This window comes from Dyadobacter sp. OTU695, from assembly GCF_038440355.1.
In the GTDB taxonomy this organism is placed as follows: domain Bacteria; phylum Bacteroidota; class Bacteroidia; order Cytophagales; family Spirosomataceae; genus Dyadobacter.
The window spans coordinates 54544-77763 of record NZ_JASATN010000027.1; the positions used below are offsets into that span (position 1 = coordinate 54544).

General features: G+C 47.6%; 17 protein-coding genes. 14 read left to right on the plus strand and 3 right to left on the minus strand.

Annotated features, from left to right (window positions below):
- Window positions 1-195: 195 nt before the first annotated feature.
- From AAHB90_RS29580 to AAHB90_RS29645, 14 genes are all read left to right on the plus strand, one after another.
- Complete coding sequence (locus tag AAHB90_RS29580) at window positions 196-612, plus strand: YkvA family protein (protein WP_342088916.1); 417 nt, start codon at window positions 196-198, stop codon at window positions 610-612.
- A gap of 70 nt (window positions 613-682) precedes the next feature.
- The gene (locus AAHB90_RS29585) at window positions 683-883 is read left to right on the plus strand and encodes a Sec-independent protein translocase subunit TatA/TatB (RefSeq protein ID WP_015813903.1); all 201 of its coding nucleotides are present in this window, start codon (window positions 683-685) and stop codon (window positions 881-883) included.
- Between the two features lie 92 nt (window positions 884-975).
- Window positions 976-2433, plus strand: coding sequence for an Asp-tRNA(Asn)/Glu-tRNA(Gln) amidotransferase subunit GatA (gene gatA / locus AAHB90_RS29590; protein ID WP_342088917.1), 1458 nt, complete (start codon window positions 976-978; stop codon window positions 2431-2433).
- 283 nt (window positions 2434-2716) lie between these two features.
- Complete coding sequence (locus AAHB90_RS29595) at window positions 2717-4285, plus strand: lytic transglycosylase domain-containing protein (RefSeq protein WP_342088918.1); 1569 nt, start codon at window positions 2717-2719, stop codon at window positions 4283-4285.
- A 33-nt stretch (window positions 4286-4318) separates the two neighbouring features.
- On the plus strand, window positions 4319-4909 hold the full coding sequence (ruvA, locus tag AAHB90_RS29600; protein ID WP_342088919.1) for a Holliday junction branch migration protein RuvA: 591 nt from the start codon (window positions 4319-4321) through the stop codon (window positions 4907-4909).
- A gap of 99 nt (window positions 4910-5008) precedes the next feature.
- Window positions 5009-12214, plus strand: a complete 7206-nt coding sequence (gene sov / locus AAHB90_RS29605; protein WP_342088920.1) for a T9SS outer membrane translocon Sov/SprA — start codon at window positions 5009-5011, stop codon at window positions 12212-12214.
- Window positions 12215-12290: 76 nt separating this feature from the next.
- Window positions 12291-12671 carry a glycine cleavage system protein GcvH gene (gcvH, locus tag AAHB90_RS29610; protein WP_342088921.1) on the plus strand — a complete coding sequence of 127 codons (381 nt, stop codon included), beginning with the start codon at window positions 12291-12293 and terminating at the stop codon, window positions 12669-12671.
- Between the two features lie 81 nt (window positions 12672-12752).
- Complete coding sequence (locus AAHB90_RS29615) at window positions 12753-14036, plus strand: dihydroorotase (RefSeq protein WP_342088922.1); 1284 nt, start codon at window positions 12753-12755, stop codon at window positions 14034-14036.
- Window positions 14033-14596: a DUF4199 domain-containing protein gene (locus AAHB90_RS29620; protein ID WP_342088923.1), complete on the plus strand. Its 564-nt coding sequence runs from the start codon at window positions 14033-14035 to the stop codon at window positions 14594-14596. The genes AAHB90_RS29615 and AAHB90_RS29620 overlap by 4 nt, the downstream gene beginning before the upstream one ends.
- A gap of 8 nt (window positions 14597-14604) precedes the next feature.
- The gene (locus AAHB90_RS29625) at window positions 14605-15120 is read left to right on the plus strand and encodes a DUF4199 domain-containing protein (protein ID WP_342088924.1); all 516 of its coding nucleotides are present in this window, start codon (window positions 14605-14607) and stop codon (window positions 15118-15120) included.
- A gap of 38 nt (window positions 15121-15158) precedes the next feature.
- Window positions 15159-15887, plus strand: coding sequence for a gliding motility-associated ABC transporter permease subunit GldF (gldF, locus tag AAHB90_RS29630; protein ID WP_342088925.1), 729 nt, complete (start codon window positions 15159-15161; stop codon window positions 15885-15887).
- Window positions 15888-16128: 241 nt separating this feature from the next.
- Window positions 16129-16674, plus strand: coding sequence for an RNA polymerase sigma factor (locus AAHB90_RS29635; protein WP_342088926.1), 546 nt, complete (start codon window positions 16129-16131; stop codon window positions 16672-16674).
- Window positions 16671-17567 (plus strand): anti-sigma factor, encoded by an 897-nt coding sequence (locus AAHB90_RS29640; RefSeq protein ID WP_342088927.1) that lies wholly within the window; start codon window positions 16671-16673, stop codon window positions 17565-17567. Before AAHB90_RS29635 ends, AAHB90_RS29640 begins: the two co-directional genes overlap by 4 nt.
- 439 nt (window positions 17568-18006) lie before the next feature.
- Window positions 18007-19713: an FAD-dependent oxidoreductase gene (locus AAHB90_RS29645; RefSeq protein ID WP_342088929.1), complete on the plus strand. Its 1707-nt coding sequence runs from the start codon at window positions 18007-18009 to the stop codon at window positions 19711-19713.
- 17 nt (window positions 19714-19730) lie between these two features.
- Here AAHB90_RS29645 and AAHB90_RS29650 read toward each other — a convergent pair whose 3' ends face one another.
- The 3 genes from AAHB90_RS29650 to AAHB90_RS29660 form a co-directional block, all read right to left on the minus strand.
- Window positions 19731-20804 (minus strand): hypothetical protein, encoded by a 1074-nt coding sequence (locus AAHB90_RS29650; protein ID WP_342088930.1) that lies wholly within the window; start codon window positions 20802-20804, stop codon window positions 19731-19733.
- Between the two features lie 241 nt (window positions 20805-21045).
- Window positions 21046-22848: a hypothetical protein gene (locus tag AAHB90_RS29655; RefSeq protein WP_342088931.1), complete on the minus strand. Its 1803-nt coding sequence runs from the start codon at window positions 22846-22848 to the stop codon at window positions 21046-21048.
- A 73-nt stretch (window positions 22849-22921) separates the two neighbouring features.
- A partial coding sequence (locus tag AAHB90_RS29660) for an XRE family transcriptional regulator (protein ID WP_342088933.1) occupies window positions 22922-23220 on the minus strand: 299 nt, incomplete at its 5' end.

The window sequence follows — 23220 nt, forward strand, 5'->3', positions numbered from 1 at the left end:
AATTGATGCTTTTTATATTTTTTCCTAAAAGTATGATACATAATTTGTTTAAACCAAGCGGAAATTGATTTTTTGCCGCAAAGCGGTCGGCTGGAAGCCCGGCCGCCATCCGGAACGCAATTTTTTCCGTAAGTTGATAGTTATAATGGCTTTATAAACCACTTTTCCCTGCTTTGTATAATGAATGACCAGTCAATGATTTCTCGGATTTTACAGTCGATATTTTTTAAGAAGGCCACAGGAAAAGCTGGACGTTACGCGAGAAATTCTACCCGCTTGTTTGAACTTGCCAAAGAGGTGCTGGGGAAACTCCAGACGGTGGGCTTCAAAGGAAACCTCTCCGAATTCCAGTCGAGCGTCCAGCTGCTGCTTCGCATGGTGAAAGCCTATGCCTCCGGCGAATATAAGCAGCTTCCCTGGAAAAGTTTGGTGTCGATAGTCGCTGTCCTCATTTATTTCGTATCTCCTATAGACCTTATTCCTGACTTCCTGCCGGTTATAGGCATTACCGACGATGTTGCGCTGGTAGTATGGCTCATCAAGACGCTGGGTGACGATATCCGGAAATTCGCTGATTGGGAGAAGACCACGAAGACAATTAATATCGGATAAAAGTGGCCGCAGGTCTGGTTGTTATAAAAAAGAATAGTTATTTTTGTAAACATTAATAAAAGAAACAGATATGGAATCAATAACCGTTTTAGGAATTATGGGGTTGGGCGGACAGGAGATTTTCCTGGTTGCTCTGTTCGTGTTGCTTTTCTTCGGAGCAAAGAAAATCCCAGAACTTATGCGCGGTTTGGGGCAGGGTATCAATGAGTTCAAGAACGCTACTAAAGACGTTAAGGAAAATATTGAAAAAAGCATGGAAGACCCCAAATAACGCTTCCATCTTATCGAAGGTTTGATCCAGAGCCATTAAGCTATCACTTAACGGCTCTGATTCTTTATTTACAACCCCACAAAAAAATTGCCTTGAAAGAGTATCTGACGCTGGCCGAAATTCAGAGAGATCTACGTGAAGAAGGTTTGACGTGCGTCAAGTTGGTTGACCACTATTTGGAAAAAATAGAGGCTAACAAGCATCTCAATGCTTTCGTTGAAGTTTATACCGAGGAAGCAAAAAAAGCCGCCCTGGCTGTGGATGCCAAGATTGCCGATGGAACTGCCGGAAAGCTGGCAGGCATGGTGATTGGTCTTAAAGATGTGCTTTCGCTTACGGGTCACGGCTTGCAGGCCGGAAGCCAGATCCTTCAAAATTATACAGCACCTTACACCGCAACCGCCGTGCAACGGCTGATCGATGAAGATGCGATCATCATCGGGCGGCAAAATTGCGACGAGTTTGCGATGGGTTCGTCGAATGAGAATTCTTCGTTCGGGCCTGTACTGAATGCCATTAACAATGCCAAAGTACCTGGCGGGTCGTCGGGAGGATCGGCTGTTGCCGTTCAGGCTGGGCTTTGCCATGCCTCTTTGGGAAGTGATACGGGTGGTTCGGTGCGCCAGCCGGCCGCATTCTGCGGTGTGATTGGTGTTAAACCCTCCTACGGGCGCGTTTCGCGCTACGGCCTTATTGCCTATGCCTCGTCTTTCGACTGCATTGGTCCCATTACCAAAAGTGTAGCTGATGCTGCATTGCTTCTGGAAGTGATGTCGGGTGCCGATGATTTCGATAGTACGGTTTCAGAACGACCGGTTCCAGCTTATACTGCCAGTTTAGAGTGGAAAGGCAAAGCTAAAATCGGATACATCCGAGATGCGGTGGAGAATGAAGCCATTGCACCGGAAATCCGCCAGCAGACCTCCGATTTGCTCAACCGCCTTCGCGCTGAAGGTCATGAAGTGGTCGGTATCGATATGCCGTTGCTGGATTCGCTTTTGCCTACTTATTATATTCTCACGACTGCGGAAGCAAGTTCGAACCTGTCACGTTTCGACGGTGTGCGGTACGGCTACCGCAGTCCCGAATCCGTGGATCTCGAAACCATGTATAAGAAGACGCGTACAGAAGGTTTTGGCGATGAGGTAAGGAGAAGGATACTGTTAGGTACTTTCGTATTAAGCGCAAATTATTACGACGCATACTATACCAAGGCGCAGCGCGTTAGAAGATTGGTGCGGGAGGAAACAGGCCGGTTCTTCGAGCAGTTCGATTTCCTGATTTCCCCGGTAACACCTACCACAGCTTTTACGATTGGTGAAAAGACAGAAGATCCGTTACAAATGTATCTGGCGGACATTTTCACTGTTCAGGCGAATGTCGTCGGTAATCCTGCGGTGTCCATTCCGAATGGGCTGGACGATCAGGGAATGCCGATCGGGATTCAAGTCATGGCCCCCTATTTCGGAGAGGAGAAAATGCTGGCATTTGCCAACTACCTCACCGAACTGAATACGGAAGGGGCTGTAACATACAACCAGAGCCACTAGGGCGAAAAGGGCATTGTCCCTTTTTTTGCGCTCTTTTTTGAAGGCAACGGCTGTATTTATTACCAGTGTTTCAAAGAAAATTATCGTGCCAGAATAACAGGCAACCATGTTACGTTATTCTGAATGAGAATGTTGCGTGAATTTTTAAAAATGTATTAGAGATTATTCTGATTCATCTGGCCAGTTCAAAACCCAAAAGGATTCTTCTATCTGTAAGTGGATCATCAACAGGTATAAGCCATTGAAAACCGTGAATTGATTAACCTTCAAAAAACATTTATTAATGAGGATTTCGAAAAGAGTATTGTGGCTCGGAGCCATGTGTGCAGGGTTTTGGAATACGCCTGGCGGGGCGATGGTTCCACAGGAGAGTTTGACATCCGGGCAGGATACAGTTGAGACTATTGCTCAGGACGAAAATGATTTGATGCCGTCTCTCCCGGAGGTTGAGGAAATTGGAGCCAATCCCGCTGTACCGGAGGAGCTTTTGAAAGAACGGTTTGCAAAGCTTGAAAAGTCGATTCCGCTTACTTACCACAAATCTTCGCACGAATTTGTAGAGTACTTTATCTACAAAAAAGCCAAATTCACGCAAACCATGATGGAGCGAATGCCGCTCTATTTCCCGCTTTTTGAAAAGGCGCTTGCGAAACACGGCTTACCTACCGAACTGAAATACCTTTCGATGATCGAGTCGGGCCTTAACCCGACAGTTATTTCCCACGCGAGAGCGGGCGGGCTCTGGCAATTTATGCCGGCAACCGGACGGGAATTCGGTCTTTACCAGGATAAATACATCGACGAGCGCTTCGAACCTGCCAAAGCAACTGAAGCGGCCTGTCTCTATCTCAAACAGCTTTACAATATCTTCGGCGACTGGGAGCTTGCACTGGCTTCGTATAATACCGGCCCGGGTAATGTGAAGCGCGCCATGCGCCGTTCCCGCGGAACGACGTTCTGGACGATCTATAATGTACTTCCCCGCGAAACGCGCTCGTACGTACCGCAATATGTAGCGATGAACTACATGATGAACTATGGCTACGACCACGGCATTTTCCCCGAAAATACCGAGTTTCAGATCCCGAACGATACCATTCATATCAACGGCTACATCGATCTCGCAACGTTTTGTAACAATGCAAGCATCGATTTTGAAGTCCTCAAAAAACTGAATCCGCAGATCACCAAAACGGTACTTCCGGATCAGACGCGTGATTTCGTTTTGAAGGTGCCTAGTGTTCAGTTCACTTACCTGATGAGCAACCGCGCATCGATTATGGACTCCTGCACGAGAAAGTATCTTTCTTCCGGTGTAATGGTGGCCAAGGCCGACAGCACGAAAACAGATTCGCTGGGCGGTAACGGTTCATTCCCGTACGTGCTCGCGTCGAACGTGCAGAACGTATCGGACGATGAAAGCTATGACGAAGATGGAGAGGAAGACGTAATTCAACGCAGCCGCACCAAACGCGTGTCATATACCGTACGCCGGGGCGATAATGTCGCCGGCATTGCACGGAAATATGGGATATCGGTAGTGTCGCTCCGCAAATGGAACCATATCCGCCGGAACAACATCCGCAGGGGACAGCGCCTGGTGATCTATAAAGAGGTGAAGGAGACCGTACCTGCAACGCGAATCGCTGTCAAAGCAAGGCAGCAGCAGGACGAGGAGCAATTGGCGAAACAGCAGCGTCATACCCGGAAACGTTATCATACCGTACAAAAAGGAGATACATTATGGATTATTTCGCAGCGCTACGGTCTGGAAATCGGTCAGTTGAAAAAGCGGAACAAGATCAGGGGCAACTCGATCAAGCCTGGTCAAAAACTGATTATTTCTACCTAGAAATTAACGCTTCAACATACACATACTATTTTTATGATTGCCTACGTTAACGGGATTGTAACTTATAAAGACCCAGCGTACGCTATTATCGATGTGAATGGAGTAGGATATGAGGTTCGTATATCATTACAGACCTATACTTCGCTCCCCGAACTCGGTGCCCGGTGCAAGCTGGTAACGTTTCTCAATATACGGGAAGATGCCCACGTCCTTTACGGTTTTTGGGGGAATGATGAAAAGAAGCTGTTCCTGGATCTGACAAGCATTTCAGGAATCGGGCCGTCGACAGCACTCGTAATGCTTTCCTCACTTTCCTCCTCAGAAATACGGCAAGGAATCATTGATGAAGACCTGCGCCTGATCCAATCGATCAAAGGCATTGGGTCAAAGACTGCTCAACGCGTAATCCTCGAACTAAGAGACAAAATTCGAAAGGAAGAGCTCGTTTCAACAGGTCCAAGATCTGCGGAAACGTCGTCGGGCACTCTCCGGAGTGAAGCGTTGGCTGCGCTCGTTACCCTGGGGATTCCCAAGGCAACGGCGGAGAAAAGTCTGGATGTCATCATCAAGCGTGAGGGGCAGTCTATTAGCGTTGAAAATCTTATCAAACTGGCGTTACGTTAACCGGAACAGCAATGATATTTGGTGAAAAATTTTACAACTGTGGAATCGTGTTGATGGATTTGTTTGTAAATACAACCTTCTCTAAATAAGTATATTACCTTGTCATCAACGATTTACTCATTTCTTTTTAAGGTATTAAGCATTTCGGCCGGAGCGGTGTTACTCGTGAACGTTTCAGGCGGCAAGGGTGAACCATATTCGGAGCAGGCGCAAGAATGGGCCATCCTCGCAGATACGCTTAAAGATGATACCACCAGGAAAAACATCGACAGGTCGGGCTCTCAGCTGATCATGCGATGGAAAGATTATTATTCCAATCGTCTTACCGAGCCGCGCCCCCGTTCACCATTTTACCTGCGCGAGCCCAGCAATATCTCTACGAACATTACGCTCGACAGTGCAGGAAAAATTGCGGTGACCGAGAAAATTCAGACACCCCCTGGTGCGGCGACACCCGGAGCCCCCGGCATGCCAATGCCAGGAAGTACATTAAACTACCGCTATCCTGAGCGGATGGACCTTGAAACATACGACAAGATTCAGGAGGACCGTGCATTTAAAAGCCTCCTGCGTGAGTATGCGGGCAGGCAGGACGGCAATAGTGCCATGGGGGCACGCGGGCTGCTGCCCAAGCTGGACCTTCCGCCAGGGCTGACCAAATTGCTGGGGGATGACTTCGTGAATTTCAAGCCAACCGGTTTCGTATCACTGGACCTCGGGCTTATGCACCAGTTCCTCGATAACCCGGCTATCCCGATCCGCCAGCGCAAGAATACCCAATTCATTTTCAACGAACAGATCAATATCAACTTCGATGCCAAGCTCGGCGATCAGCTCGGTTTTCAGACCAACTTCGATACAAAAGCCAACTTCAACTTCGAGAATGCGATCAAGCTGAACTATAAAAATCCAGAGGAGAGTTTCATTCGGAAAATAGAAGCGGGTAATATCAACTGGGCCATTAACAGCCAGCTCATTCCCGGTGTTCAGAATTTGTTTGGTTTGAAAACTGATTTCCAGTTTGGCCGTCTGAGCGCCACTTTCGTCGCCTCACAACAGAAATCCAGCAAAGAGCGGATCACGCTCCGCGGCGGTGCGCAAAGCCGGGATTTTGAATTGCGGGCCGATACCTACGACGAGAACCGCAACTTTTTTCTTTCCCAATATTTCCGGAACATTTACGAAAGCTCGCTGCAAAATACACCGACCATTACCTCGGGTGTGACTGTAACGCGTCTTGAAGTGTATGTTACCAACCGCACGACCACCACCGAATCGCTTCGGAACATCGCCGGTTTTGCCGATTTGGGCGAACCTGCACCATACCGTGCCGGTAACCCCAACTTACAACCTGTGCGATCCACCTCACCAGCCGGAAACGACGCCAATGGTCTCTACAAGACGCTGACCGGTAACAATGCTTTCAGACAGGTAGACAATACAAATACGGCGATAACAGGCTTGGGGCTCGAAAAGACAGTAGACTACGAATTGCTCCGCGGTGCGAAACGTCTGATCGTCGACCGCGACTATACATTCCACCCGCAGCTGGGTTACATTTCCCTTACCAATGCACTCCGCAATGATGAAGTCTTAGCTGTTTCTTATGAATATACGTTAAATGGCCGCGCTTTCAAGGTGGGGGAGCTTACAGAAGATTACCAGGCAAGGAAGGACAACGAGGTAATCGCATTGAAACTCCTTAAATCCTCGACAATACGTAACAACACCAAGTTGCCGATGTGGGATTTGATGATGAAAAATATCTATTCGCTCGGTACCAGCCAGATCGACAAGCAGGGATTTCAATTAAGGGTTATTTACAAAGACGATCAGACCGGTATCGATAATCCCAATTTGCAGGAAAGTAGCATTGCCAACATTCCGCTGATCCGTCTATCGGGTCTCGATCGCCTTAATCCCGTCAACGATTTACAACCGGACGGTAACTTTGACTTTGTGGACGGTATTACGATGGATAGCAAAACCGGGAGAATCATTTTCCCTGTGCTGGAACCATTCGGTAGTAACCTTTCCAGGAAATTCGGGCCGGGCGAGGACGTTTACCGCAATAAATATGTGTTCAACGAGCTCTACCGCACGACGATGATCGATGCGCAGCAGGTTTCGGAACGCAACAAGTTTTTCATCAAAGGTGCTTACCAATCGAGCGGCGGCGCTGAGGTGCAGTTGCCATTCGGGGTGCTGGAAACCTCCGTAACCGTGACTTCGGGCGGCGTGCCGCTTTCTCCGGGCTCGGATTATATTGTGGAAGCGCAGATAGGCCGTGTGCGGATTCTGAATGCCAGCGTACTTGCCTCTGGACGTGAAATCGTGATCGAATATGAACGCCCGGACATGTTCCAGAACCAGATCAGGACATTGGTAGGAACACGTCTCGACTATGTTGTTAACCGCAATCTGAGTGTCGGTTTAACCGCAATGAAATACAAGGAGCGTACTGCCGGCTTCCTTTCGAGGGTATCTATCGGTAACGAGCCTGTGAATAACACCATGCTGGGGTTTGATGTGAACTTCCGCAAGGACGCACCTTTCCTGACCAAATGGCTGGATGCATTGCCGCTGATCCAAACCAAGGAAATGTCGACGATCCAGTTCAAAGGAGAATTTGCTAAATTATTTCCAGGTGTTTCCAAAGACGTGAACAACCGCTCGCTGGTGGACGATTTTGAAGCTGCAAGAACGGTTTACGACCTGGCGCGTCAGCCTCAGAAATGGCGTCTGGCTGCGGTCCCGAGCAAGTTCAGAGCAGGCTTTGATGGTAAAAACCTGAACTACGGCTATAAGCGTGCGAAAATCTCTGCATATACCGTCGATAACATCTTCGGCGGGGCGCAGGGCCTCGGCGGAGGTTATCAGCCGCCGACCAATTTCGATGACGAAGACCGTAAGAACTACTACGAGCGGCTCTACCTCCCCAATCAGATTTTCCCGAACCGTGCCATTGCCGGCCTGGTAACTTATCCGCAGCAGGTGCTGGACATTGCATATTACCCCAGCGAGCGCGGGATGTACAACTACAACACGGACCTCAACCCGGATGGCCGCATGAAAAACCCGAAAAACAATTTCGGGGCATTGAGCCGTGCGATTACTTCGGATAATGACTTTGATAATGCCAATATTGAAAGTATTGAGTTCTGGATGCTCGATCCGTTCATTAATGATGGCTCTAAAAAAAGTGCTGTTAGGGACGGTTTTTCCGACCAACCCAACACAACCGGAGGAAAACTGGTTTTCAACCTCGGGGACATTTCGGAAGACGTGATTCCAGACGAACGTTACAACTTTGAAAACGGTTTGCCACTAGTACCTAAGCAGGTAGGTGTAAATGTCGATTCGACGGCCTGGGGTTATGCTACCAAATCACAATACCTGATCAATGCATTCAGCAATGAAAATGGCGCCCGCCAGAAACAGGATGTCGGCCTGGACGGTTTGACAAACGAGGAAGAGCGTACTTTTTTCAAAACATTCATCGACCGCCTCCCCGCTAACCTTACCGCCGAAGCACGTGCAAAAATCCTGGCCGACCCTTCCGGCGACGATTTCCAGTTCTTCCTCGGGGCCGATCTTGACAGCGCCGATCTGAAAGTGCTGGAACGTTACAAAAACTATGTAGGGATGGAGAACAACTCCCCCGAAAGTCAGGGAAGATCTGTGGATGTAACGCCGGCTTCGACCAACATTCCCGACGGTGAGGACATGAACGTCGATAATACGATCAACGACAATGAATCCTATTACGAATACGAAATAGACCTAAAACCGGGACAGCTCGCGGTTGGAAATGGCTATATCGTCGATAAAACCGTAAATACCGCCGACCAGCAGACCTGGTATCTTTTCCGTGTACCTATCAAAGAATTCTCCGGTGTTGTAGGAAGTATGAATGGGTTTAAATCCATCCGGTTTATGCGGATGTATCTCACTGATTTCCAGCAACCGGTAGTGCTTCGGTTTGCGCAGCTACAAATGGTGGGCCAGCAATACCGGAAATATACCTACAACCTCGACGCGCCCGGCTTGCAGGAGGTGCCAGAGCCTTATGATGCGAAATTTACCGTCGGAACTGTCAGCGTTGAAGAAAACAGCCAGGGTAACAGTGATAAATACCGTTACGACATTCCTCCGGGCTGGATACGCGATCAGGACAATACACAGCGTCCACCATTGTTGCTGAACGAGCAGTCGATGAGCCTTTGCGTGACCGACCTCCGCGATGGTGACTCGCGGGCGGTTTTCAAAAATGTGAATCTCGACCTGCTTTTCCGCAAGCGCCTGCGTATGTATGTACACATGCAGAATGAGCAGAACGAGGATAATATGGTGGGGGCGTTCATGCGTATCGGTACGGACCTAACCCAGAATTATTACGAGATCGATCTGTCGGGTTTGAAGGCAACACGCCCGGGGACGGCAACAAGGGAGGAGATTTGGCCCGAGGGTAACGAGATCAATATCGCGTTGTCGGATTTGATAGACGCGAAAGCACAGCGAAACCGGCAAATTGACAAGAACCTGAGCGTACCTTACACCATTACGACTTCCGATGGCCGGTATAAGCTCACCGTCGTGGGGAACCCCGATATGAGCGCGTTGAAAGTGATCATGATCGGTATGCGAAACCCGAAATCGGTGGATGAGCGTTCGAAATCGTTCTGTTTATGGGTGGATGAAATGCACGTCGAAGGATTCGACGATACGGGTGGTATGGCGGCCATTGCGCAACTTAACGCTAAACTGGCTGATTTTGCGACGCTGACCGCTTCCGGCCGGATCGAGACGTTTGGTTTCGGGACCGTGCAGCAGCGCATTGGTGAACGCACGCGTAACTTTACTTCGGAATATGGTTTCTCCTCGAATATCGCTCTGGACAAATTGCTTCCCGCCAACTGGGGCTTCCAGATACCGCTGTTTGTAAGCTACGACCGGCGCAATGTGAAACCGCATTTCGACCCGCTCGATCCGGATACGCCATTAAGTACATCGCTGGATAACCTGCTTACCGATGAGCAGCGCAATGGTTACAGACGGATGGTGGAAGAGAATGCCGTCAAGCGAGGGTTCAACTTCTCGAACGTCCGAAAGATCAAAACCAAACCGGGCGCGAGAAACCATTTCTACGACTTTGAAAACTTTTCGTTCACCTACGCATTCAGTGATGACAAGCGACGGAATATCCTGACACAGGAGTACAACCAGCGGATGTATAAAGCGGGTATCTCATATATGTATGCCAGCCAGCCGAAGGCCATCGAACCATTTAAAAAGTGGAAGGCGACAGGTCGTTGGGCGGAATTTATTAAGGAATTCAATGTGACGCTCTTGCCGAACATGGTTTCGCTGCGCACCGATGTGGATCGCCGGTTCCTGAAAACCCAACTGCGCAATGCAGATCTGACGACCGATGGCATTCAACCATTGTATGAAAAATATTTCTGGTTTAACCGCTACTACGACTTTGGCTGGAACCTGACGCGCAACATGACGCTGACCTACGCGGCCACGGCCAACTCGATCGTCGATGAACCGGAAGGGGACATCAATACCGGGGAGAAAAAGGATTCACTTTGGAGCAATTTCAAAAAGCTGGGCCGTATCAAAAACTTTGACCAGAAAATAGACCTGACTTACCGGTTACCGCTCGACAAAATCCCGGTTCTGGACTGGATGTCGGCAGATTACAAACATTCGATCGGGTACAATTACCAGGCTAATGCACTAGGTTTAAAAGACACGACAGGCTTGCCGTTCGGGGACATTATCCGCAACAGCCGCGAGCGGGGTGTTACCGGAAAGGTGGATTTTGTATTGCTTTATAACAAGCTGCGCTACCTGAAATTTGCCAATACACCGTCGGCTGCAAGGAAAAACTTTGCCCGTAGCCCTGGTGATATCGAGGACATCGATATGCGTACGACCGACCTTGTGAAGAACCTCACCAGGGCGTTAATGACTGTACGTGGTATCAATGTAAGTTATTCTGTTTTGGAAACGACCGCGTTGCCAGGCTACCTGAGAGCGCCCAAGTATTTCGGGCTGGACAATGCTAATGCGCCAGGGTTGGGTTTTGTATTAGGTCAGCAGGACCGGAATTTCCAGGTGAAGGCAGCAGAAAAGGGCTGGATCACTCGGAGTGAGCAGCAGAACATGCCGTTCCAGCAAACCATTGCTAAGAACTTCTCGGCCAATACGACATTGGAACCGTTCAAGGATTTCAGGCTGATCATCGAAGCCCGCCTGACGCGGCAGGATGCTTACCAGGAATTCTACCGTCCCGATTCGTCCGGCAATTTCGTGTCACAAAGCCCGTTGCGGAATGGTCAGTTCAGTATGTCGTTCATGTCGTTCAGGACTGCATTTGCTAAAATGCGGAGGGACAATTCTTCGCCGGTATTCGACAAGTTCCGTGCTTACCGGGCTATTCTGCGCGACCGCCTGAATGCAGAGAACAAAAGCGGCGGCGAATACAACGAAACATCGCAGGACGTACTCATTTCGGCCTTCTTCGCTGCGTATACCGGCAAGGACCCTAAAACGGTACGTACTAACCCGTTCCTGAAATTCCCGATGCCCAACTGGGATTTGAGCTACAATGGCCTTTCGTCGATTCCGGCGTTCAAACGGTTGTTCAGCTCGTTCACCTTGCGGCATAAATACATGTCCAATTACAGCGTAGGTAACTTCACATCGTCGCTGGATTACGAGGCACTTTATGTAAACCTTGCTGTAACCGGTTATCCGTTATCATCCCGATTGAACGACCTGGGCCAATATGTGCCCGTGTTTGCGATGAGTACCATTACACTTTCGGAGAAATTCCAGCCGCTGGTGGGTGTGGAGATGCGCACGCAGAGCCGTATAACCGCGCGTGTCGAATACAACCGCGATCGCACCATCGCATTGAACCTTTCGAACTCGCAGGTAGCCGAGCTCTTCAACCAGGATATCACTGTCAACATTGGCTTTACAAAAAACAATGTGCCGCTGCCGTTCAAGATCAATGGTGTGAAGAAGAAGTTGAAAAACGATATGACCATGCAACTCGCGATGACATTCCGCGATACGCGTTCGATCCAGCGGAAATTTGACGGAGAGAATATCCCCATTGCCGGGAATATCAACTTCCAGCTGCGGCCGACGGTGAATTACATGGTTAACAACCGTTTAAGCGTACAATTCTATTTCGACCGCACGTTCAACGATCCGCTGGTTTCCAACTCATTCTATCGCGCCAGCACAGCCGGTGGCGTGCAGCTGAAGTTCAATTTGGCTGAATAACATTTTGATTTGGAAAATACAGCTTACATCCTGTAATTTGCGCTCCAAAGATGTTCACTACTTACCTGATTTTATCATGAATTTTCCATCAGAACTCAAATACACAGAAGATCACGAATGGATTCGTATTGAAGGAGATACAGCGGTTATCGGCATCACCGAGCATGCCCAGAATGAATTAGGTGACATTGTGTATGTGGACATTAACACCGTTGGAGAAGCGCTTGGCAAAGGCGATGTTTTTGGATCGGTTGAAGCGGTGAAAACAGTATCCGACCTTTTCATCCCGGTTGCAGGTACAGTGCTTGAAGTAAATGAAGAACTCGACGGTGAGCCCGAACTCGTGAACACCGATCCTTACGGTCGCGGATGGATGGTCAAGATCAGTCTGGCTAACCCCGGCGACGAAGACGGCTTGCTTTCCGCAGAGCAGTACCAGGAATTTATAGGTGCCTGATATTAGGTTGAAGCTCCATTCGGAGCTTTTTTTTTGAAACCGGCGCAAAGCTGCATTCCCGGTGTATAGTTTGAAATAAATATGAAATTGTTAGTTAGCTCGGTTCGGGTAATTGATAAAAAATCGCCCTTCAACGGTCAGGTGAAAGACATCCTGATCGAAGGCGGGAAGATCAAACAAATTGGCTATAACCTCGACGCAGGTAATGCGCAGGCGATAGACGGTACTGGCTTGTCGGTTTCCGCAGGCTGGGTCGATATGCGCGTGCAAGGGCGCGATCCTGGTTTTGAGCATAAAGAAGATTTACATTCCGTTCGGCAGGCTGCGGCGCATGGCGGGTTTACGGAGATCGTACTGCTGCCCAACACCCAGCCGGTGGTGGATACGAAGGATACGCTCAATTATATTCGCCACAGCGGCTTCGGCGGACTGGTTACATTGCATCCCGCGGCGGCGGTCACAAAGAAGACCGACGGCGTCGATTTCACGGAAATGATGGACTTGCATCAGGCCGGTGCCATTGCATTTACCGATGGTGAAAGCCCGGTACAGAATGCGGATTTGCTTTTGAAAACCATTCTATACCTGCGGCCACTCAATGCATTGCTCATTAACCGCCCCGAAGACCGTGAGCTCACGCTGTACGGGCAAATGCACGAGGGCGTAACGAGCACGCTCGTAGGAATGAAGGGGATGCCGTCGCTGGCAGAGGAAATGATGCTGATCCGGGACCTGAAACTGCTCGAATACGCATTGGAGAAAAATACTTATGACACCTCCGATCCGGTACTGCACGTTTCGCTGCTGTCGACCGTGCGGGGTGTCGAACTGGTACGCGAAGCGAAGGCCAAAGGCCTGCCTGTTTCTGCGGATATCGCCGCGCACCAGCTTGCATTTGAGGATAAGGAACTGATGGGCTTCGATACCAACCTGAAAGTTAACCCGCCATTCCGCTCAGCGGAGGATAATGCGGCGCTTCGCGAAGGCTTGGCGGACGGTACCATCGACGCCATTGTTTCAGATCATAACCCGCATGACGAGGAGAGCAAAAACCTCGAATTCGACCATGCCGATTTTGGCATAACAGGCTTGGAAACTGCATTTGCACTGTCAATCATGCATAGCGGGCTGGTTTTGGAAGATGTGATAGAGAAACTTACCGCTCAGCCAAGGAGAATCCTGCGGCTTCCGGCGGTGGGTGTGGCAGAAGGTTCAGCAGCAAACCTGACGTTCTTCGATCCGCATGCGGAATGGGTTTTTGGTAAAACCTATTCCAAATCAAAAAATACACCGTTCCTGGGACAGACGCTGAGAGGCAAGGTAAGAGGGGTGATCAACAATGGTAAACAGGAGTGGTTCAAATGAATTCGATTTTAGCATATTTTAATAAACCTATTTTAAAACTTTCGTTGCTGTTCGGGCTGGCGTTAGGCGTATTGGTCTTTCTGTTCTTCCTGGGCCTTTACGCGATGGGCATTGTACCGCTCGGAAACAACAAGGTGCTCGACATCGGGATTCATATTATCCTCATTGCCGGCGCTTGCTGGTATTACCGCAAGAAAGTCGGGAATGGCTTTTTGCATTTATGGGAAGCATTAACCATCGGTTACGTTGTAAATACCGTTGGTGCATTGGTAGCCGGCTGGCTGATCTATTTTTTTGTAACTTATATTGACCCATCCGTTTTTGCGGAATACATCGCCCAGATGAAAGACCTGATGCTGCAAGGCAAAGCCGAGCTCGTCAAGAACATCGGGGAGGCGGAGTTTCAGAAGATGTACAATGGTGTGGGAGAAATGAAGACTTCGGAAATCATTATGGACGAAGTAGGTAAGAAGACCGTGATGGCGATTATCCCTATTCTGGTGATTTCTCTGATTTTGAGAAAACAGGATTATAGCATTCTTCAAAACAACAAATCTTAAACCTTCACATGGAAGAAAAAACCTCTACCGCTCGTGTTGCCCTGAAATATGGCTTGGTCGTTGCCGTTGTAACGATGGTATATTCGACGGTCCTGAACCTTGCCGGGCTTGGAACGAACAAGATACTGGCTTCGTTGACGTACGTTTTTATGATCGTTGCGATCGTACTGGCCATGAAGGATTTTCGGGAGAAGAATGGAGGTTTTATCAGCTATGGAGAAGGGTTGGGGCTGGGTACCCTTACTTCCGCAGTCCTGGGTTTGCTGAGTTCGGCTTTTACGATCTTTTACATCCAGTTTATCGACTCCAATATGCTCACGCAGAGCCTCGACCAGATGCGCGAAGAGCTGGAAGCGAAGGGGATGGATGACGCGCAGATTGAACAGGCGCTGGAAGTGTCGCAGAAATTCATGTCGCCCGGGATCATGTTCGTGATGGTGATTTTCGGATACCTGGTCATGGGCTTTATTTTTTCGCTGATCATCGCCGCCATTATGCGCAAGGAAAAGCCAGTCTTTGAGTAACGCATTCCTGAAAAGACTTAAATCAAAATCCCCGAATAGTGTTAGCAATCTTCCGAAAAGAGGTAGCCAGTTTTTTCAATTCACTGATCGCATACATTGTCATGGCGGTCTTCCTGACTGCTATCGGTCTGATCGTCTGGGTTTTTCCTGAATCCAATATCCTGGACTACGGTTATGCCGATTTGGGTTCGTTTTTCGGCCTCGCGCCTTATGTGCTGATATTCCTCATACCAGCCATTACCATGCGCTCGTTAGCCGAAGAATCGCGGAACGGAACGCTGGAATTGCTCCTGACCAAACCGATCCGCAACATCGATCTGGTACTCGGGAAATTCTTCGCAAACTGGGTGCTGGTGGTGCTTACATTGCTGCCGACGCTCATTTACTATTACAGTATTTACCAACTGGGGAACCCCGTAGGCGATGTCGATTCGGCTGCTGTGGCGGGTTCTTATCTTGGCTTACTGCTATTAAGCGGCGTGCTGGTAGCGATGGGCGTCTGGGCGTCGTCGCTGAACGATAACCAGATCGTCGCATTCATTCTCGGCGTATTCCTCGCATTCATCTGGTACGTCGGTTTTGGCGCCGTTTCCGGTATGTTTGGCGATGGTTTTGCGGCGAGCCTGCTCTCCGGTATAGCGCTCGACGTTCAGTACCAGGCACTCGGTAAAGGCCTCATCGACTCCCGGAACGTCATTTACCTGCTCAGTCTCATCATATTCTTTATCTTCCTGACCCTCTGGCGGGTAGAAAGCCTGAGAAAGTAAAACCGGTTGGAGATTACTCGCACATTGTCGATCCATTCCGGAACAGTCGTCGTATATGCTAAAAAAACACACTACGATGATCGGTTCATACACACAGTACGGAATACCGGCAATAACCCCCTCTGTGGTGATTTTTTCCTGCAATGGCAACAAGGCAATAATTTGTTACAGCCCCGCCAGCCATATGGGAAATTTCATTAGATTGCCAGTAAGTAATTTACAATTTAATGATAAACAACTCTTGGCGACAAGCAAGGTAAAATACTCGGAAGAGGAATTGGTGTCGGCGCTCAAACGGAACGAGCGAAGCGCCTTCGAATTCCTGTACGACCATTACTCGGGAGCTTTGTTTAATATCATTTCAAAAACGTTGAGGGATGAGGAGAAAGCCGCAGATGTGTTGCAGGAAAGCTTTCTGAAGATTTGGAAGAATATCGCTTCCTATAATCCGGAGAAAGGACGATTGTTTACATGGATTATGAATATCGCCCGTAACGGCGCGATAGACGCAGTCAGGGCGGAAGGCCGGAAGCCGGCAATGGATGATATTGAAAACACGGTGGTCCTCAATGAAAAGGATACGTACGAAGATTCACAGACTGTCAGTTCGGACATGAAGGCGATTGTCGACATGCTAAGGCCTGAAAGGAAAATCCTCATCGACATGGCCTATTTCCAGGGCTATACCCATGAGGAAATATCGGAAGAATTGAGCATTCCGCTAGGCACCGTGAAATCGCGGATCCGGACCGCATTACAAGAGTTAAAACGATACTTTGCAGTATGAATATCCAAGCCTATATAGAGTCCGGTATATTGGAGGAATATGTATTGGGCACTGTTTCTCCCCAGGAGAAGCAGGAGGTGGAGTGTATGTCGCATATTTACCCTGAAATCAAGGAAGAGTTGTTGCGTACCGAAAGCGCGTTGGAAGAATATGCGCTGAAACACCAGGCAACGCCCCCGCCTTCGTTGAAAGAGTCGATTTTTGCGCAGATGAACTTCGATGCTGCTGCGGAGGAAGATACAATGTCCGATGAAACGACCGATGAAAAGATAGTCCCGCTGGTCGAAGGAACGGCAGTAGCGCAGCCTGTTGACACCGATACCCGTGTGATCGAGAATGCATTCGAGCGCGTGGAAACGAAGGAAGTAATGCCTTTCTGGTCGAAGCTCGCCGTAGCCGCCGCCGTGCTGCTAGCACTGTTTGCAGGATGGTCGGCCATGCAGATGACTGATATGAAAAGCGCCAATAACAAATTGGTCGCCGAGGTAGAAACCATGCAGACGGATATGGCAGCCATGAAAAGCCAGGCCGAATACAACCAGGCGCTGGCCAACCTGTTCCGCAGCCCCTCGTACAAGCACATTCACATGGCAGGCCTGCCGAAATCGCCCGAAAGCGCGGTATCGGCATTCTGGAACACGCAAACGAATGAGGTGTTACTAGACGTGCAAAACCTGCCCGCAGCGCCTCAGGGTAAGCAATATCAGCTTTGGAGCATTGTGGACGGCAAGCCTGTCGACATTGGGATGCTAGATAAAGCATTTACCGGTAAAGTCCTTAAAATGAAAAACACCAAAGCCGGTTCCGCCGCATTTGCCATAACGCTGGAAAAAGAAGGCGGCAACCCAACCCCGACGATGGAGGAGATGTATGTGATGGGGAAAGTGAGTTAGAGAAAATGTTGGCCAGGGAAACGTGCATAATGTTAAACTGGGAAATGTGATCCTGAGAAATATAAAACTGAGAAATGTAAAACTGAGAAATGTCAGCCTGAGCGCAGTCGAAGGCAGTCCATACCGAGAGATGATAAGTACCATCGTGCAAGCACTTCGACTGCGCTCAGTGTGACAACGTCAGGAGATGTAAGTACCATCGTGCATACGCTTCGACTGCGCTCCTGTGTGACAACATCAGGAGATGTAAGTACCATCGTGCATGCACTTCGACTACGCTCAGTGTGACAACATCGGGAGATGTAAGTACCATCGTGCATGCACTTCGACTTCGCTCAGTGTGACAACACTGGGAGATGTGAGTACCATCTTACAAGCACTTCGACCGCCCGGCGGCCCGGTTCGCTCAGTGTGACAAATAAAAATATGTCCATTAAATATGAAGCGTAGTAGTTTCTTAAAAAGTATCGCACTCAGTGGTGCACTGGTTAATATCGACAAAGGTCCGGCTGAACAGTCCGGACCTTTGTCGCATGAAAAGAGGTCGAAGGAAACCTTAACCGCCGACCTCGTCATCGCCGGCGGCGGCCTCGGTGGTTGCGCGGCCGCATTGGCCGCATTGCGCAATGGCCTCTCGGTAATCCTCACCGAAGAAACCGACTGGATCGGCGGGCAGATCTCCCAGCAAGGCGTCCCGCCCGACGAGCACAAGTGGATCGAAACGCACGGCGCCACGAAGACTTACCGGCAGTTCCGAACGGCTGTGCGCGAATATTACCAGAAAAACTACCCGCTCACCGCCGAAGCCAAAAGCCGCAAAAACCTCAACCCCGGTGACGGGTCGGTATCCAAGCTCTGCCACGAACCACGCGTAGCCGTAGCCGTGCTCACCGACTTGCTCAATCCCTACCTCAGCTCCGGCAAGCTGACATTGCTTTTGGAACATAAAATCGTGTCCGCGGACGTGAAAGGTAACAAAGTACAATCGCTCACCGCCCTCAACCGCCGCAACAAAACCCAGGTAACCCTCACCGCGCCCTATTTTGTGGACGCTACCGAGCTCGGCGACCTGCTACCCATGACCGGTACCGAATACGTGACCGGCGCCGAATCCAAGGCCCAAACCGGCGAATTCCACGCCCCCGAAAAGGCCGATCCCGAAAACGTGCAGGCATTCACCGTCTGCTACGCGATAGACTACCGCCCGGGTGAAAACCACGTGATCAAAAAGCCGCGCGAATATGATTTCTGGAAGAACTACGTGCCCAAAATGGCCAAACCATGGTCGGGCAGGCTGCTCGACCTCTCCTATTCCAACCCCAAAACCCTGGAACCGAAACAGCTCGGCTTCCACCCGGAAGGCATCGCCACCGGCGACAAGCTCAACCTCTGGCTCTACCGCCGCATTATCAACAAGGCCAACTTCACCCCCGGCACCTACGCCGGCGACATTACCATCGTAAACTGGCCGCAAAACGACTACACCCTCGGCAACCTCATCAGCCCCAGCGAAAAGGATTTCGACAAGCATTTCGAGCGCGGCAAGCAACTCAGCCTCTCGCTCCTGTACTGGCTCCAAACCGAAGCGCCGCGCCCCGACGGCGGCAAAGGCTGGCCCGGCATCCGCCTCCGCAAAGACGTAATGGGCACCGAAGACGGCCTCGCCAAATACCCCTACGTCCGCGAATCCCGCCGCATCAAGGCCCTTTTCACCATCAAAGAAGAACACGTAGGCGCCGAGCAGCGCGCGAGCATCACCGGCCAATCTGCTGGCGTGAAAGCTGCTGAGTTTGAAGACAGCGTCGGCATCGGCTACTACCATATTGATTTGCACCCGAGTACCGGCGGGGATAATTACATTGATTTCGGGTCATTGCCGTTTCAGATCTCCCTGGGCGCGCTGCTGCCCGTGCGGATGGAGAATATTTTGCCTGCTAACAAGAATATTGGAACCACGCATGTTACCAATGGTTGTTATAGGCTGCATCCGGTGGAGTGGAGCATTGGGGAGGCTGTGGGGTTGTTGGTGAAGTATGCAACTGAGAAGAAGGTGCTTCCGCGGGGTGTTAGGGAGGATAAGGGGTTGTTGGCGGGGTTTCAGGAGTTTGTTAGAGGGGAAGGGGTTGAGTTGGAATGGAGGGGGTAGGCATGCGTGACTTATACTCATTCGATCAAATTAGAGTTTATGACACTTTCTATTTGGATTTCTTTTGAAATGAATCCCTGGATTTTGAAAATTTTCATTCGTTGATATATAGATGAGTATATAAAGGTGTCTTTGATATTATTGTTGTTTTTGGCATATAAGTCGTATAGATTTTGTAGTTCCGTGATATATGCTATCTCTCCAAAAACTGCGATATATACTAACTCGGTTATTCCACCAATGAAAAAAAGTAGCAATGATAGGTTTTGATCTAGGAATGCTTTAAATCCAGAACCATATAGCGTAAGCAGATTGTCAATGTCCAAATAATTTGCCCATATCCTAAATTCTAGAATAAAATCGAACAGAGTATAGTGACTTGGTCTCTTAAAACGTCTTCCCCTCTTTTTAAAGCGCTTATAGATTTCTCTTGTAATTTCCGGAGATGAGAGATTCGGTGTGCGTGGATGATAGCTATACATATGGTTTAAGTGTTTAAGATAACCAACCATAGTTTTCGCTACAAAATATTTGCGTTTGGGTTTGTAAGCGATATCTAATGGAAACTTCCAAGCTACTTTTTGAAAAGAGTCCAAAGCGTTGTTTTTGAATGAATTTAGCGTGGCTTTGTGCTCTTGAATTCTAAAATCTGGATTTTTATATTGCGCTATCGTTCGGAGATAAAAGTATGAAGAATAGTAAAATTCAGTTATTTTCCAGGAAGGGAACGTGAACCTAGCAGTCGAGATCTGTAAATTTTCATTGATATCTCCAAACGAAACACCAAGTGTAGATGCTTTTAATGGATAAATAAATGCTAATTCGTTGTACCATCCCCTTTTTATGTCATCCGTAATACTTTTTATCTTAACATGTGGAGAAGTAAATTCCTTCTTTATATGTTTTAATTCAATCTTGTTAACGGATAAGTATTGTACAAAAATATGATGAATATTAAACTTTTTCTTCTTAATATTGTCTATTGTAGTGTAACAAGTTTTGAAAAGCCAGGCGATGTAATCCAAAGTTTGGTGCCAGTCGCTATAATCTAAAAGCTCGTCAGGAGTGTATGCCTCGTCGGGAGTAGACAAACTCTTATTGAGGTGGTTAACAATTAATTTTGAAGATAATTCATCGCTAACAATATATGTCGCCCCGTTCTCCTGGGAAGCTGTTAAAATTCCTTTTTTTTATCCATTTGTAGACGGTGGACGGATGCACATTCATCTGGGATGCAAAATTTTTTACTTTGAAAGATACATCATCCATGTTATCGTTTATTGAGGACTCATGATGAATAAGTTTTTTCTTTTTTTTGATTAGCGAACCGATTTAATTAAAGATAGATTTGATTAGGGCCTTGATTGTTAGATTATTAAGTTTTCCAAGTGCTGGTGAAATATTTGAATTATTGTCTCGATCATCTTTCCAGTGTAAAGCCTCGTTGTATATAATTCCGAGGAAATAATACATCTCATTTACGTTTATCCCGATATTTTCTGCATATTCTAGCTTTTCATTCGTACCCCCGTCTTTGTCGTTGAGATATGTATTCTGATGATCAGGTTCATTTATGAGATTGTATACTTTTTCTTCGATTTTTTTGCGTACAGCGCAGCATACTGCTAGCGGATCAAATGTTTGTTCATTATTGCAATACTTGTCGACCTCGCCAAATATATATTGATCAAAATTATTCCCTTCTCCCCAAGTTGGTTTAAGTCCTCGTGCATCAAAATCCGCGCGTCTGCTTAGCGCTGAGGTATGATAATGGAGGAGGTGCTTTTCAATATCATTCTTTAAAGGAGAGGTCGCGATATTTCGCTCTTTTAATACTTTAATAAACTGCTCATGAACGTTTGCGTTACTTTTGTTAAGGTAATGAACCTTAACTCTATGTTTTCTGCCGAAAACATAACCTTTAAAATAGTCAGGGTCTAAGTGCGTGAAAATAATAAGATATAGTTTTCTTCCATTTTGTTTGTATTCTTCAATGAATTGTGTAGTATAATATTGTACGGCAACTAAATTTGCTTCATCCAAATAGTCAAATACTTCGTCAATTATCAGAATACTGTTATTTTTTTTGAGCTTTTTTCTAGCTTTTTCCAGAAGGGCCATAAAAGATATTACATCTCGTTGGCCATTAGACACTAGGTGGGGCTTTGGAAAGTCTAAAATTAACGAACCATCTTTTTCCTTTGGCCGTATTTCAATCCAAGATGAATTAAGGCTATCAAATAGTTGCCGAAAAGATGCCTTGTCGCGCTCATATTCCTTGCGTTTGCAAAATGATTTGAAATTAAATTTATTTAAGTGATATAAGTTTATTAACTGGATCGAAATCAAATAGGATTCAACAATCTTGTTTTCTAGAAGTGCTAAATCCATACTAAAAACAACTTCCCTGACCTTGTTAAGATAGTCTATGTTGTTTAAAAAATCGATCTCATTATCTTCAATCCATTTCAATAAAACCGTCTTGGACCATGCCTGAGGCTGGCTATTCAGCCTTAAAATGAATTGGTTTATTTTCTCTTTGATCGAGGAATTGTAGCATCTATCTAGTGCTATAAGGTTTTCTTGTTCTAATAGAATGGAAAATAGCTCTAAATTGGAAAAAATAGGCCCTAGATTTGGTAATACTTTTCCGTTGTTTCCAAAGCCTGTTTTAATGGTTCCATAGGTGTATTCTAGTTGAGTTGTCGGTGGGATATTGTCTATCAATATAATTGGATCTATATTAAGCGACGCACTAACAGTGTTCGCGCCGCCAAAACTCCTTGCTGTGCCTTTTGCTCGAACTTGATTGTTGATAACGAAATGATCAAAGTGGTGCGATATACTATTTGAGTTCTTGTCGGCATACAGCTCAATCTCGGTGCCAGCTTCGTCTTTGTAGCGAATTGTTATCTTTGGGTCTAATGTCTCGCTTTTTCTGTGATAGTCATCTTCATTAAGCTTGATTTTGTTTCTGTTCAAAGATTTAAATGCTGCGGTAATTGAGCTTTTTCCAAAACCATTTGGTGCAACTAAAAGGCTGGGCTTGTTTGGTAAGAGATCTAATTTTAAGGTTTTCTTCTGACTGCCAGATCCGATGCCTTTTATGTTCTCGAGTTCAATCAGCTTTATCATTTTGATTTGAGGAGGGGTTGATTTTATAAAGTACTCTGATTGGACTTGTTTTTTTGTTACTGTATGCTCTGCTTTATCTGGCCATAATCAACCGCTCCAACCGCCCCATCATCTCATCCTTCTCCTTCAACATCCGCTCATAAAGCGCAATCTTCTCCTCATGAAGCTGCAAAAGCTTATCAATAGGATGAAAAGTCGGATTGTTATTAACGGCATTGAGCATAGAACTGTTATTGAACGTATTCGAAATAACATTCACCGCCTTTTCCTCGTCGAAATTTCGGAGCGCTTCCACGGGTATTTTGAGTGTAGCTGATACTTGTTCCAGGATGTCGGAATCGATTTTTTCTCTCTGTTCTAGCAATGAGATCC

Bases quoted from the DNA above. Each gene is read 5' to 3' on its own strand.
- AAHB90_RS29640 (WP_342088927.1), top strand. From the start codon at position 16,671: ATGAATATCCAAGCCTATATAGAGTCCGGTATATTGGAGGAATATGTA.
- AAHB90_RS29620 (WP_342088923.1), top strand. From the start codon at position 14,033: ATGAATTCGATTTTAGCATATTTTAATAAACCTATTTTAAAACTTTCG.
- AAHB90_RS29625 (WP_342088924.1), top strand. From the start codon at position 14,605: ATGGAAGAAAAAACCTCTACCGCTCGTGTTGCCCTGAAATATGGCTTG.
- AAHB90_RS29595 (WP_342088918.1), top strand. From the start codon at position 2,717: ATGAGGATTTCGAAAAGAGTATTGTGGCTCGGAGCCATGTGTGCAGGG.
- AAHB90_RS29645 (WP_342088929.1), top strand. From the start codon at position 18,007: ATGAAGCGTAGTAGTTTCTTAAAAAGTATCGCACTCAGTGGTGCACTG.
- AAHB90_RS29615 (WP_342088922.1), top strand. From the start codon at position 12,753: ATGAAATTGTTAGTTAGCTCGGTTCGGGTAATTGATAAAAAATCGCCC.
- ruvA (WP_342088919.1), top strand. From the start codon at position 4,319: ATGATTGCCTACGTTAACGGGATTGTAACTTATAAAGACCCAGCGTAC.
- gcvH (WP_342088921.1), top strand. From the start codon at position 12,291: ATGAATTTTCCATCAGAACTCAAATACACAGAAGATCACGAATGGATT.
- AAHB90_RS29580 (WP_342088916.1), top strand. From the start codon at position 196: ATGATTTCTCGGATTTTACAGTCGATATTTTTTAAGAAGGCCACAGGA.
- AAHB90_RS29585 (WP_015813903.1), top strand. From the start codon at position 683: ATGGAATCAATAACCGTTTTAGGAATTATGGGGTTGGGCGGACAGGAG.
- AAHB90_RS29655 (WP_342088931.1), bottom strand. From the start codon at position 22,848: ATGATAAAGCTGATTGAACTCGAGAACATAAAAGGCATCGGATCTGGC.